Annotated in this window: 9 protein-coding genes; 5 read left to right on the top strand and 4 right to left on the bottom strand. The window is 45.6% G+C overall.

Annotation, left to right across the window (positions count from 1 at the left end):
• On the bottom strand, nucleotides 1-86 hold an 86-nt coding region (locus ACO0KY_RS14970), incomplete at its 3' end, for a transposase (protein WP_423047340.1).
• Between the two features lie 923 nt (nucleotides 87-1,009).
• On the opposite strand from ACO0KY_RS14970, the gene ACO0KY_RS14965 reads away from it, so the two are divergent.
• The gene (locus tag ACO0KY_RS14965; RefSeq protein ID WP_423047336.1) at nucleotides 1,010-3,826 is read left to right on the top strand and encodes an ATP-binding protein; all 2,817 of its coding nucleotides are present in this window, start codon (nucleotides 1,010-1,012) and stop codon (nucleotides 3,824-3,826) included.
• 30 nt (nucleotides 3,827-3,856) lie between these two features.
• On the opposite strand, the gene ACO0KY_RS14960 is transcribed toward ACO0KY_RS14965, so the two are convergent.
• Genes ACO0KY_RS14960 through ACO0KY_RS14950 form a run of 3 tightly spaced genes read right to left on the bottom strand, consistent with a single transcriptional unit; the run spans nucleotide 3,857 to nucleotide 8,511 of the window.
• Nucleotides 3,857-4,381 carry a GNAT family N-acetyltransferase gene (locus tag ACO0KY_RS14960; RefSeq protein WP_423047334.1) on the bottom strand — a complete coding sequence of 175 codons (525 nt, stop codon included), beginning with the start codon at nucleotides 4,379-4,381 and terminating at the stop codon, nucleotides 3,857-3,859.
• 15 nt (nucleotides 4,382-4,396) lie between these two features.
• Complete coding sequence (locus ACO0KY_RS14955; RefSeq protein ID WP_423047332.1) at nucleotides 4,397-5,137, bottom strand: hypothetical protein; 741 nt, start codon at nucleotides 5,135-5,137, stop codon at nucleotides 4,397-4,399.
• Nucleotides 5,138-5,145: 8 nt separating this feature from the next.
• Nucleotides 5,146-8,511, bottom strand: coding sequence for a TIM-barrel domain-containing protein (locus ACO0KY_RS14950; RefSeq protein WP_423047330.1), 3,366 nt, complete (start codon nucleotides 8,509-8,511; stop codon nucleotides 5,146-5,148).
• Nucleotides 8,512-9,006: 495 nt separating this feature from the next.
• Here ACO0KY_RS14950 and ACO0KY_RS14945 point away from each other — a divergent pair, with 495 nt between their 5' ends.
• Genes ACO0KY_RS14945 through ACO0KY_RS14930 form a run of 4 tightly spaced genes read left to right on the top strand, consistent with a single transcriptional unit; the run spans nucleotide 9,007 to nucleotide 13,605 of the window.
• Nucleotides 9,007-9,735 carry a response regulator gene (locus ACO0KY_RS14945; protein WP_423047328.1) on the top strand — a complete coding sequence of 243 codons (729 nt, stop codon included), beginning with the start codon at nucleotides 9,007-9,009 and terminating at the stop codon, nucleotides 9,733-9,735.
• The gene (locus ACO0KY_RS14940; protein WP_423047326.1) at nucleotides 9,732-11,294 is read left to right on the top strand and encodes a sensor histidine kinase N-terminal domain-containing protein; all 1,563 of its coding nucleotides are present in this window, start codon (nucleotides 9,732-9,734) and stop codon (nucleotides 11,292-11,294) included. Before ACO0KY_RS14945 ends, ACO0KY_RS14940 begins: the two co-directional genes overlap by 4 nt.
• 11 nt (nucleotides 11,295-11,305) lie before the next feature.
• On the top strand, nucleotides 11,306-11,569 hold the full coding sequence (locus tag ACO0KY_RS14935; RefSeq protein WP_186913787.1) for a DUF4212 domain-containing protein: 264 nt from the start codon (nucleotides 11,306-11,308) through the stop codon (nucleotides 11,567-11,569).
• Nucleotides 11,569-13,605: a sodium:solute symporter family protein gene (locus ACO0KY_RS14930; RefSeq protein ID WP_423047323.1), complete on the top strand. Its 2,037-nt coding sequence runs from the start codon at nucleotides 11,569-11,571 to the stop codon at nucleotides 13,603-13,605. The genes ACO0KY_RS14935 and ACO0KY_RS14930 overlap by 1 nt, the downstream gene beginning before the upstream one ends.
• Nucleotides 13,606-13,674: the final 69 nt, after the last annotated feature.

Genomic DNA, 13,674 nt, shown 5'->3' with positions numbered 1-13,674 from the left:
CGACAAACATCTTTGACCAATCTACCAGCTTCAACCGCTTTCAATATTCCAATGATCTGTGTCTCTGTAAATCTGCTCTTACGCATTTCTGTTCTCCTTTGGCATATAAGTTTGCCTCAAGAACTCTGGTTATGCATGGCTTGATTTTACGGGAGGGTTACAAGGGAGTAGATGCAAAGCCATAATCAGGCCGAGAGCCCCCAATACAACGTTGAGAATGCGCTTAGCGATTAAATTTGTCCCACTATATTTCTTTGCTGCGATTAACCCAGCCATTGCGGCGATGCAAACGACCCCGGGAAACGTAATGAGATTCTCAATGTAAGCACAACTCATCGTGAGAACTAAGAGCACGATCCAAACCGCAGCCCGATAAATAAATAAAACGGATAACGCCGTCGCTACAAACAGATAGGCAGACAATGGAAGATGCATATTCAGTCGCGGAGAGATTTTTACTTAACAAAACAATACCAACGAAAAACAATAGCAGAAGTTTGACATTGATTGCTATTTTGAAATAAATATTTCATCGCTAGTTGTTACGGTGAACTCAATATAGGCTCAATTAATTATAAATATAATAATTATATTAAAACTTTTCTTATACCAATTATTTGTGGAATGAATACATGCCCGAAACCAAAATTAACACTTAAGCACTTAACAAATATTCCATTAAGAAGTACATATGTAGGTAATGATTAGATTAACCCGCAATTTTCAGATCCAATATTAAAAAAGGTGAACACGATCGACAGAATCAGATCTCTTTTCGCTTATGTTGAAGTTGCAAATAGTATCGGCGTTCATAGCTAAAACAAACTAACATGAGAAAAACAATGGATCGTTCGACATACTCGAATCGAATACATCATGGCAATTTATTAGTTTAAGTAACAAGTGGTTCATTAGAAATATGTTGGTTTTAGGACGCACCAAAGCATTTTGGCTAGTCAAAAATGAATCGCGGTACCTGATAGTGCAGCGATGACCGGAGACGCTTGTTATGGAGTTGTTTGCCAGCAATGAAACGGTTTCAACCCTGGAACAAGCCCTCAGCGATCGGACTGATGTGGCTTCTATCGCTATGCAGCTTGAGCTGGCATGGTATTTACGTCAGCGCGACGGGCAACGCGCACTTCGCATGTGCGAAGTGATAGAACAACTGCTGGCGACATATCAACTCAATGCCGGAGAGCAAAAAAAAATACAAGCACGTTTGCAGTTAATACGTGCAGAAAATGATTGGTTAACGACCAACTTCGACAATGCGCGTCAGCAAATCGATATAGCTCTTCAATTATTTTCCGACATTGCAGACCATCCGGGTTTAGCAGACACGCATTGGCTAGCAGCGCAAATTGAAGCCGATGCCGGCGAAATTCAACTTCAGCAACAGGAACTTGCTTTATGTATGGTACAGGCAGAATTGGCACAAGATAAAATCAGGTATGAAATTGCTAATGCCTGCATTGCCCGTCAAAATGTACTGCGAATGCACCATCCCGATGAAGAACAATGGGTGCGTCACTTTGAAAGTTTGACCATATATCAAAATCAGGGATTACTGACGTGGGTATTTGACTTCCTCGGTGTACAGGCCGGTCAATACAGTGATTTTGCAACTGCTACAACCCAGTTGATACGAGCGACAGAGGCAGCAGCTAACAGTGGTCAGATTACCCGAGCGATTGTTATCTCTGCCAACATTTGTTATAGCCTGGCAGGTCTGCGGGATACTGAGGGATCGCTAAAATGGGGCCAACACGCTCTCAAACTGGCACGCCAAAAAGATTGGCCTATTTCTTTGGGGATTAGCCTCACGCAAACAGCTGACGCATTTCGAAAAATCGACCAGTTGGATTCCGCGAAAGAATTATTGAATGAGGCTTTGCAAACGCTGCACAATGTAACCGAATCGCGCAGTTACGTGATTGCATTGCGCTCCCTGTCTGACATCGCGCTAGCACAATTGGAATTTCACAACGCCTACAACTATTTTAAACGCTTAGAAAGTCACCCGGTCGCCAGGCTACAACAGGATTTTCAGTGTATTGCTCTACGTGGTCAGGCACAGGCCTTATTACACTTAAACCAGATTGACGCTGCGTTAGAGGCGGCCCAAACAGCTCTCACAATTGCCAATGCAAATAATTACCCTGACTATCAAATTGCATCGCTTTGGGCACTGGCGGATATTTTTTCTGCTCATCCTGAACTCCGCTCCACCAAATTAAACCAAGGTGTATCGAGTCTGCAGTTTTTACTGCAAGCAGTTGAAATTGGAGAAAAAATTCAAGATTACGCCATCTCAGACAAACTGTACGCAAGAATCGCTGCTGAGTATGCAACACTAGCAGACTTTTCAAATGCCTATGCCTACTCATTACTGGCATTTTCCTCACGTGAAAAAAGTCTCAATATTGATGTTAAAAACAGTGCAATTGCATTGCAATTAAGGTTGCAAACAGAAAAAGCGATCAGCGAAAGTGAACACCATAAAGCGATCGTCGAAGAACAGCAACGCCGAGCAACGATCCTCGAACAAGCCAACGAGACGCTTTGTGTCCTTGGCACCATCGGGCAGGAAATCACGACGCAGCTGCAGATCGATAACATTTATCAAGTGATATCACATCACGTTAACGCATTGTTAGATGTAACGCATTTTTCTATTTTTCTTCTCGACAGCACAGGTTCAACACTGACCCTCACTTATGGAATGGAAGCGGGAAAGCGATTACCTCAACATCAATTTTCGGTTGACGACCAAATTTATTACTCATCACGTTGTATCCGTGAACGTCGTGAAATTTTGGTCGACAATTTTGAAACAATCAATGCAGCAGCGCAATTGCCGGACACACTGAAAATGGAGAGCCTCTTGTTCTCACCTCTGATTGTAGCTAACCGTATTATCGGTGTGATGACCATGCAGTCAAGAAGGAAACGCGCATACGGAGAAAGAGAACAACTCATTTTCCGCACGCTTTGCTCATATAGTGCGATCGCACTAGACAATGCACACGCTTACAGTCAGTTAATGGATGCAAGAAATCAATTAGTCGATCAGGAAAAAATGGCAGCGCTCGGCTCTCTGGTTGCAGGCGTTGCTCATGAGATGAATACACCAATTGGCAATAGCTTGCTCATCGCTAGTACAATTTCTGAACGGACGAAAACCCTTAGCAGTCTGATTGAAAATCAAAACTTAAAGCGGACAGAACTCCTGGATTACCTGGATAATGTCAAAGAAGGATCTAAACTCATACTCAATGGTTTGACTACCGCGGCGACAATGTTAAGTAGTTTTAAACAGGTGGCGGTTGACCGGAATACTGAACATAAGCGCCAGTTTAATTTACGCACGACTTGTCAGGATATTGCCGCGTCGATTCGCAACAGAATCACAAATTCAGGACACGAGTTACAACTCCTTATTCCAGATGATATTGAGATGAAAAGCTATCCTGGTCCGCTGGGGCAAGTGGTAACCAATATGATAGAAAACGCCCTACTCCATGCCTTCGCGGATCGTAGTCATGGTCACATGATTATCGCGGCCGAGCGCTATGGGACCGATCAGATACGTCTGCAATTCAGCGATGACGGAAATGGTATCAGCGAAAAAAACATTGGCCATATTTTCGAACCTTTTTTTAGCACGCGCTTCGGGCAAGGAGGTAGCGGTTTAGGTCTGAGCATCAGCTACAACATCATCACATCGATTTTGCACGGACAATTAAACGTCAAAAGCAAAGTAGGTGAAGGCACTTGTTTTACGATGTTGTTGCCTATCGAAGCGCCAGATATGAAAGACTAACCACTTTTTACGATTGCTGATTGAGTAAAATTAATTAACCAGCTCTCGCATCATCACAACCGATGTTTGCTGAAATCCCTCACGTTCAAAAAAGTCGTGTGCTTTATGATTAGTGATACCACTCTCCAAAAATAATCTGTGCACGTCGTTGACCTTCAGGTTCTCAATAATAAAATCTAAAAATCGCTTGCCAACGCGCATCCCTCTTGCATCGGGTGAAATAATAATGTCTTCCAGAACCGCAAAGCGTTTGGTGTTAAAGACACCGTTCGTATCTCCACTCAAGCTGAGGAAAGCAACACCAAGCAGGCGATGCTGAAGATATACGCAATAGATCTTTGCCGTGCATGAAGCATCACCCTGCGTTTTTAATATCGCATTTGCCTGATCAAAAATAAGCCGGCGTAAATCCGGATTCCATACGCCTGGCGCAAGAGCACGTCCGCCTTGCAATTCTGAGTGAGAAATATAGTCAGCATTTGCATTTGCACAAAAAAAATCAGCGATATCGTCCGCCGTCGCCAGTCTTGAAAAGTTTAATTCATCTTGAGTCATAAGAGAGTTCAGGTTTTATGGAAAAGCTCTGTTAAGGCGAGCCAACATGGTTGCATTGAGTTCACGGTTATGACGATTCCAACGACTGATCGTCTGATCGAGATCGGCTTTCAGTTTCAATGCAGTCTCTTTGTCACCACGACTTATTGCCCATATCGCATATTCCGCGCGGGTATCAAAATTGCCGAATTTTTGTAATGCAAATTCAAATTCAGTACGTGCTTCATCCGTATGTCCTGCGCCAGCTAAAGCTTTTGCCATCAGTACTGATACTACTTCCGGCGCATTATTAGGGGCACTTTCTTTTAAAATTCTCAAATGCGAGATACAGGCTTCATAACGTTGGCACGCAAAATTAGCACGGGCGGCGCCCAGACGAATTGCAGGGTCACTGGCGAACGGGCCTTGCAAACAGGTTTCGTAATTTTTTGCGGCATCCTCTGCCTGATCTGCCGCCAATAACGCCGCTGCAAGACGCATCTGATTTTGCGCCGTCGGTGTGTAATCAAAAGCAGCATGCGCTTCACGTAACTCACGATTCGGGTCTAATATTTTACCTGCGGCAGACATCACTTTTTTTGCACCATGCTGTATGCGTGTACTCGGTAAATAAATCGCAACGCCATAGACCAGACTACCTAATAGTGGGAACATAAACAAAATCATCAGCCAGTACATATTCTGACCACTACGTATTACGTGAATCGCGAAAAAAACAGCGATAAAAACATGAATACCAATACCAAAGAAATACATTATTTTTCCTAAAATTTATTATTAACGCTGTCACCAGCAAAGCCGGTCAGTGTCGCATTCGCCCAATTGGCGCAAACCGCTTGCTGATGCTCACTTTTTACACCTGTCGTTTTCAGTTTCAGTACCTGAATGCCACGTACATCAATTTCTGGTTTTACTACCGCGGGTACTTGTATCAAACCGCTGTCAAACAAGAGTTTATCATCTCCCCACACCTGAAATTGCAAACCACCGTGGCTACGGCATAGATCATCAATACCGACATCGGCACGGAAAATTTGCCAATCGCCATGCAATTCATAGGCGATCTGATGTTCACCTGATGTTCCGATACCTTTATGAAATTGCAGACCATTCATCTGCATGAGCTTTTTCTCTTTCTTCGCTTGTGGCGTCGCCACCTGGTCAAGGTAGAAATCCCTCGCTACCTTGGATTGAAGTGCAACATCCGATAAGAACAACTGTTGCTTTTTCAGATGCGGTAATGGTTTTTCTAAAATGCTAAATTCAGAAATTGTGATCGGCGTTACCACCACCGGATTCAAAGAATTGTAAGCTTTGGCATTATTTTTAACTTCATTCACCGTCAACACCATCGCGTCTTGTGCATCGCCATCATCGTTCTGATCATACGTACTCAGAATGCGGAAACGGAATAAGCGACCTGGCTTTGCAGCGAATTCGATTTTTTGCTTTTCTTGCTGACGTTGGAGACGCCCAGAAAACACTGGCTTACCCCACTCGCCATTATTATCCGCCAGATAAACCTCAACATCTTTTGCTTGTCCGTATTCCCAATTTTTATCATTGCGCGGCGCAATTTCAAAGCCGTTTACCATGCGGCGTTCGCCCAAAGTCAATGAAAATTCATGTGCACCATTTTTTTGAGCCTGATCACGGACTGTTCTGAACCAGGTGTCAGGTTTGCCATCAAACGCATTTTCTAAAGGGTATCCGGGTTCTTCAGGTGGTCGGCTGAGAACACTGATACTGTCAGGCGGTACCGTGTTGCCCAAATCTGGTGCTGACGGATAGCCAGCAGTAACGGTCAACATTTTATCCGCAGCGATCTTGATCACAAAATCGTGTGCCTGATTAACTGCCAGCGCAGCTGTTTTAACGTAGACAACTCCGTACTTATCTTGCGCATCGAAATACCAACCGGCATTCGCTTTTTCAAATTCAGTTTTGGTAGAAAAAGAAGTGATTTTATGTCCGGCGAATGTAACGCTATCCGGCTGCACTCGTGTATGTACCTGGAGTTGCAAAGCACGTTGCGTCAGCATGCCTGCATACTGCCCCTGCACTGGAGCGATATGTATCTTTACATCTCCGGCGACAAGTTCCGGGGCATCAACCTCAAAGGTTTGGGTACTGAATTGTCCGGCTTGATACTGACGCGTTTCACCATCATCTTCGTAGAGCGTAAAGTGTGATTTACCATACGGATAGATATCGAGGGTCAACACATCCTTAGGCACTTGACCGTCATACAGCGCAACCGGATACATAGGCAAGATAGCCCCAGCCTTGACCATCACCGACAAACGCTCCAGCGTTACTTGTTGATCGATGGAAAGTCCCTCAGAACCAGCCTTGACGACGCGACCATCCCAATAATCTATCCATACGCCTTGCGGCAAATAAATATCTTTGCGCCAGCCTCGACTAGCCGCCTGACTACGAAATACCGGCGCTATCAAAAAGTCTTTACCCAGGAAAAATTGATTTTGATATCGCTCATCGTTGGCATGCAGATCTTGCGCGTGATCCCACATCAGCCCGCGCACTAGTGGTGCTCCAGTTTGTGCAGCCTCGTGCGCATACGTGTACATATACGGCATCAAGCGCATTTTTAGTTTCAAATAGTCGCGGTTGATGCTGCGGTAAGGCTCATCAAACCACCACGGGTGTTTGCGCTCTGCCTTAGACCAGCCGGACATGCCCATCAAGACGGGGGTAAAAGTCTTCCATTGCAAATCACGGGTATAAGTCTCCGGACTTCCACCAAAAATACCGTCGACGTCACCGGTCGCGTAAGCCTGACCCGACAAACCGGAACCGATCAGCGTTGGAATGTGCCACCGTATGTAATCCCAACTGCCCGATTGATCGCCCGTCCAGGTCACTGCGTAACGCTGCGTGCCAGCCCAGCCCATGACAGTCCAGACAAAAGGACGCGCATCAGAGTGATCTAAAATTCCTTGGACAGCGGCCATATTGGCGTCTAAAGAAAACTGATAACCTTTGCCAGTCCACGCAACGTCAAGCTTCTGCGCACGGGTTCCGGCAGTGCCGACTTCCCACTTAATTTTATCGACGCCACTTTCTGTCCACAAACCAGTTTTAAAACCATATTTTTTAAGACCAGCCACGACTTCTGGCAATTGGCTATAACCGCAGCCATAGCCGTCATTCGGTAAAATCCAGCCGCCTGGCATGTCGTATTCACGGTATTTTGCGGCAACGGATAGAATCACGTCCGGAGTTTTGCCGGTAGGTCCATCGCTCCAACCTGCTGGTACGGTGCCTGGCTTTTTAATGTTATCGCCATCGTTATAACAATCGGCATCGCCAAATTCGTAGGCCCAGCGTGGCAACAATTGTGCTCTTCCAGTCAGTTCGGTATAAGCAGCAAGAACCTCATGGATAGACGGTCCAACAAAATAGTAGGCATCAAAGCGTGCTTCCTGATGCTTCGTGGTCAAAAAGTCGTTCGCCCGAAAATCATAGCTGCCATTGCTCCAGGTATTACGCAATACCCCATAGCCCTTGTTGCTCATGTAAAACGGTGCCGGGCTGGGACGATCACCCTCCTCCCAACCGCCAGAGTAAGACACTTCGAGATTCTTACCTTTGAACACCACGCTACCATTTTGCTGTCCACCACCATACAATATTTCATCCGCTGCACTGCTGAGGGTCTGAAAGCTTGCCTTTTCACCGATTTCTAAAGCTTGGCGCTCTTGCCAAATTGGGGTTTGGTTATCCGCGTGGTACAAAGCCAGACGTAGAGGCTTTTTGTAGATACGCAAAGACATGGAAGCGGTTTGCAACAATTGATAATCCGTGTGATCCGTCAATGCATAACTTACTTGCGGGTAGTCGGTTTTGATAACAATCGGAGCAGCCCGGTTGCCAGCTTCACTTAATTGTCCGTGCAACCCCGCCTGTATCCTGAACATATCCGGACGTAGCAGGCTGATACGCATCAGGCTGCCATTGTCGGTGTTGAGGTCTATCTGCGTTTGCGCAGCATTAGCTAAGGATTTCGGACTGCCGGATAAATTTCCTATGGATACTGCCGAAACAGGCGCTACAAAGGTCAAGCTGATGGCGCTAGCGATGAAGGTCTTACGTAACCACGTCTGCATTGTTTTTTCTCCAGGTAACTTAGCAATTGTTACTTATTCACTATTATCGTTTGTCAAGGTTGGGATTTCCATCAAAAATATCCGTTGCTGCGACCCGAGCTATCGATTCCGATGCAATAGGAAACTTTATATTGCGAGAAGTTCATATCATTTCGTTGAAATTTTATTTATTCATAGGTAATTTTCTGTGCTTTACCAAAAAATCGCAAGAAAACACCATTGCATGAAGAAATATCAAAGTTTGCTTCAGTTTCCTATGACAATATGTATAAATCTATCTACGAATTTGGTATAAAGTTGAGTCAGGATGAAAGCTGATTTTTAGAGCGATAAAAATGATCCCAGTGCCGGTATTTTTGAAAAAATTAAAGACTGGCAATAAAAAAATAAACGCAAAAAAGACGCCGAGCAGCCCGGAGACCTATTTTTTAAGATATAACGCCCCTGAGCTGATGGTTTCTTTTTTATGAGACAAATTCACCTTGTAACCCCATCATGCGTATCTTGCTTGCAGAAGACGATAGTGTCCTGGCCGACGGCCTGACCCGTTCATTACGCCAATCTGGTTATGCCACCGATTGCGTGCACAACGGACAAGAGGCAGACACTGCCTTAACCACACAGGATTTTGATTTACTGATACTAGATCTTGGTCTGCCGAAAATGAGTGGACTGGAAGTGTTGCGTCGCCTGCGCGCTCGCAACTCCCACTTGCCAGTACTAATTTTGACCGCAGCAGACTCAATTGAACAAAGGGTTAAAGGTCTGGATCTGGGCGCAGATGATTACATGGCAAAACCGTTCGCCTTATCCGAACTCGAAGCCCGCGTCCGTGCATTGACCAGACGCGGCGCCGGCGGTGGCCCGACCATCATCAAACACGGGCCGCTCAGCTACGATCAGGTCGGACGCATCGCCTATATCCATGAGCAAATGCTGGATCTATCAGCGCGTGAGTTAGGTTTATTGGAAGTTTTACTTCAGAGAACCGGGCGTCTGGTATCTAAAGATCAATTGGTTGATCATCTATGCGAATGGGGTGAAGAAGTCAGTAATAATGCGATTGAAGTCTACGTCCATCGCTTACGCAAAAAAATTGAAATCGATGGCGTCAGGATTGCGACAGTGCGCGGTTTGGGCTATTGCTTAGAAAAATTCTTTGTTGCACCTGCTGCTAAAACAGTAACTGATGCAACCACGGTCACCCACAGCGAAACACAATGAATACAGAAAGCAGTGTAAAACCAGTGGCAGCGCAGCCATCGTCCGAGAATACACTGCTCAATCTATCCGAGGAAGTCAACCAACGCTCCTTGTTTGGTGAGATTCTGGATTGGATGCTGGCACCGTTGCTGCTGCTTTGGCCTATGAGCATTGCAATCACTTATCTGGTCGCGAAGTCAATTGCTAACCAACCATTTGACCATACGCTTGAAAATAAGCTCACAGTATTGTCGCAACAAATCAAACAAGTTGATGGCAAGCTGGTGTCGCAAATGACCCAGCAAGCCCGCGATATGTTGCGCGCTGATGATCTGGATACGCTATATTTTCAGGTAAAGTCGATGAACGGTACGGTGATTGAAGGCGATCCCAATCTTCCCCCACCCGACGAAGATGAAAAGCCTGCAGCGGGTAACACACAGTTTCGAACAAGCAGTTTACGTGGCGTCGACTTGCGCATCGCTTATGCCTATATCGAAGTCCCCAATACATCTTTGACTGACGCAGGCACTGCAGAGGTGGCAACACAAAGTTCGAAAAGCAATCGTCAACTAATTCTGGTTCAGTTAGCAGAAAGTCTCGAAAAACGCTCCAACCTCGCTAACGAAATCATCAAAGGTGTGATTCTCCCACAATTCATCATTCTGCCGATTGCGCTGGCACTCGTGTGGTTTGCACTTAGTCGTGGTCTATCACCGCTCGCCGAGTTACAGCAAAGAATACGTGCGCGTCGTCCAGATGATCTAAGCCCGATTGATCCGCGTCAGGTACCAGAAGAAATTACTCCGCTGGTCAACTCGCTCAACGACATGTTAGGCCGACTGACAATGACCATCAATAGCCAAAAACGGTTTATCGCTGATGCTGCCCATCAAATGAAAACGCCGCTAGCGGGTATGCGCATGCAATCGGAGCTTGCCCTACGACAAACTGATAGGGAAGAAATCCATCGTTCCTTGTTGCAACTATCCACCAGCTCAGAAGCCGCGACCCGTCTGATTAATCAATTGTTGATGATGGCAAAAGCGGAAAATCAAACGCCATCTAACCGATCTTTAGAGCGCGTTAATTTAAATGAATTGGCGATGGATGTTGTACGTGAATGGATACCGTCTTCATTTTCTAAACACATAGATCTCGGTTTTGAACAAACAGATGAAGCGATCATCATTTTTGGCAATCCCATCATGTTGAAAGAGATGTTGAGCAACCTGATCGATAATGCGATTCGCTACACGCCCGCAGGGCATAGCGTTACCGTCAAAGTCAATGACAACCAGGCACAACAACTTGCGATTTTAGAAGTGGAAGACAACGGACCTGGCATTCCACTTGCGGAACGTGAGCGTGTATTTGAACGCTTTTACCGGATATTAGGAAGTAATGTGCAAGGCAGCGGTCTGGGGCTTGCCATCGTGCGTGAGATCGTTTTGCAGCATGACGCGCAAATTACCGTCAGCGAAAATCCACATCCGCAAGATAAGCAATTTCCGGGTTGTGTATTCCGTATTTATTTCAGATTAAATCCTTTTGATGACTTCATTCCTGAGTCCGACTGAGACCTATTCCAATGCAAAAAAAGACTGGCAAAATATCCTCTGACTATTGGCGCAATGCCAAGCGCTTAACCAGCATATTGCTACTTTTATGGTTCAGCCTGACATTCGGCTGTTTGTTTTTTGCCCGCGAGTTATCGACACTACATTTTTTTAGCTGGCCTTTGTCATTCTACATTGCCGCACAAGGATTAACTCTGAGCTTTGTCTTCATTTTGGCGACGTATTCGATTGGGATGCACTGGATCGGTCGAACAAAAAAAGAAGGTGACGATTAATGTCTCAAGCAAATTATTCCCGAAAATTAACCAAGTATTATCTCTGGTACACGGCACTGTTTTTTGTGTTCCTGATCAGCCTGGCGATACTTGAGCGCGAAGGTGTTCCACGGTCATGGATAGGCTATCTGTTTATGTTCGTGACCATCGTCATTTACGCCGGCATTGGCGTTTTATGCCGGACATCGGATATCACTGAATACTATGTTGCGGGACGCCGGGTCCCCGCCGTTTTTAACGGCATGGCCACTGCGGCAGACTGGATTTCTGCGGCCAGTTTTTTGAGTCTGGCAGGAGGATTATTTTTACAAGGATTTGACGGCTTTGCGTACATTGTTGGCTGGACCGGAGGATTCTGTCTGGTGGCAATGCTGGTCGCGCCATACATACGTAAGTTTGGGCAATACACGATCCCGGATTTTTTAGGCGCCCGTTTTTCTGGTCCGGCCGGAACCAACATGGTCAGATTGCTTGCCGTATTTGCGACGGTGTTTATTTCTTTCATTTACGTTGTTGCGCAAATCTATGGTGTCGGGCTGATTACCTCGCGCTTTACGGGTGTGGATTTTTCAGTGGGCATTTTTCTTGGACTAGCGAGTATTTTGGTATGTTCGTTTTTGGGTGGCATGCGCGCTATCACTTGGACGCAGGTGGCGCAATACATCATTATTTTGATTGCATTTATGATCCCTGCCATATGGTTATCGATCAAACATAGCGACAATCCCATTCCGCAAATATCTTATGGTACATTTTTACCGAAACTCAGTAGCCTGGAACATACGTTTGAAAATGATCCTAAAGAAAATGAAGTACGGGCAATTTACCAATTGCGCGCCAATGAGTTTCAGGAAAAAATTCAGCTCCTTCCGACTTCCTGGGAAAATGGGCGTGCGGAGTTAGCCAAAGACTTAGAAAAACTAAAATCTGAATCGGGCAATCTGATTGCCATCAAAAATGCCAGCCGTATTTTGGCGAATTACCCAGCCACACCCGAAGAGGCGCGTAATCGCTGGACCGAGGTCCGAAATACCTACCTCACCAAAGCGCAACCTGGTTTCTCACAATACTCACCGTATGCAGCAAAGACCACATCTGAATCTGACGTCAAGCGAAATAACTTTATCGCCCTGGTATTGTGCCTGATGATGGGTACAGCTGCACTACCACATGTATTGACACGCTACTACACCACACCGTCAGTGACCGCTAGCCGTGACTCGGTATTCTGGTCGCTTTTCTTTATCATGTTGCTCTACATTACAATCCCGGCGATTGCTATTTTGATCAAGTATGATATCTACACCTCATTAGTCGGCACACAGTTTTCTAATTTGCCGTCGTGGGTGACGTATTGGGCAAATATTGACAAGCTCAACCCGCTCATCAGCATTATTGACGTAAATAAAGATGGCATCGTGCAGCTATCTGAAATCAATATTGACGGCGATATCATCGTCCTGGCGACACCAGAAATTGCCGGATTGCCGTATGTCATTTCTGGTTTAGTTGCTGCGGGCGGATTAGCTGCTGCGCTATCAACCGCAGATGGTTTGCTGTTGACGATTTCCAATTCTTTATCACACGATGTCTATTACAAGATTCTTGACCCATCAGCCTCAACGCAAAAGCGTGTGACGATTTCCAAATTGTTTTTGCTCGTTGTCGCTTTGTTCGCGGCGTATATTGCTTCATTGAAACCTGCTGATATTTTGTCCTTAGTTGGTGCAGCTTTTTCTGTTGCAGCCTCGACCTTATTTCCTGCACTGGTATTGGGCATATTCTGGAAACGGACGAACCATCAAGGTGCAGTCGCTGGCATCATTACAGGCTTTTGTGTATGTGTGTTTTACATGCTTTACACGCATCCCTTGTTCGGCGGCAACATGCAAAATCAATGGTGGCATATCGCACCGATATCCGCCGGTGTATTTGGCGTACCTGCCGGGTTTATTACGATGGCGATTGTTAGCCTTTTTACGCCTAAACCAGATGCAAAAACCCTGGAACTGATTGATTACCTACGCGCCCCCTGAGATCGATGCAGATACCAGGTGTCAGGTGGCATGTTTCTTGATATAGTCAAAATCAACAGCACTCGCGGA

It is taken from the genome of Undibacterium sp. Dicai25W, assembly GCF_049340505.1.
GTDB lineage: Bacteria > Pseudomonadota > Gammaproteobacteria > Burkholderiales > Burkholderiaceae_D > Undibacterium > Undibacterium jejuense.
The sequence above is the reverse complement of the archived record's forward strand: the minus strand, read 5'-3'. Positions and strand labels throughout refer to the sequence as shown.

Bases quoted from the DNA above. Each gene is read 5' to 3' on its own strand.
- ACO0KY_RS14965 (WP_423047336.1), top strand. From the start codon at position 1,010: ATGGAGTTGTTTGCCAGCAATGAAACGGTTTCAACCCTGGAACAAGCC.
- ACO0KY_RS14960 (WP_423047334.1), bottom strand. From the start codon at position 4,381: ATGACTCAAGATGAATTAAACTTTTCAAGACTGGCGACGGCGGACGAT.
- ACO0KY_RS14955 (WP_423047332.1), bottom strand. From the start codon at position 5,137: ATGTATTTCTTTGGTATTGGTATTCATGTTTTTATCGCTGTTTTTTTC.
- ACO0KY_RS14950 (WP_423047330.1), bottom strand. From the start codon at position 8,511: ATGCAGACGTGGTTACGTAAGACCTTCATCGCTAGCGCCATCAGCTTG.
- ACO0KY_RS14945 (WP_423047328.1), top strand. From the start codon at position 9,007: ATGCGTATCTTGCTTGCAGAAGACGATAGTGTCCTGGCCGACGGCCTG.
- ACO0KY_RS14940 (WP_423047326.1), top strand. From the start codon at position 9,732: ATGAATACAGAAAGCAGTGTAAAACCAGTGGCAGCGCAGCCATCGTCC.
- ACO0KY_RS14935 (WP_186913787.1), top strand. From the start codon at position 11,306: ATGCAAAAAAAGACTGGCAAAATATCCTCTGACTATTGGCGCAATGCC.
- ACO0KY_RS14930 (WP_423047323.1), top strand. From the start codon at position 11,569: ATGTCTCAAGCAAATTATTCCCGAAAATTAACCAAGTATTATCTCTGG.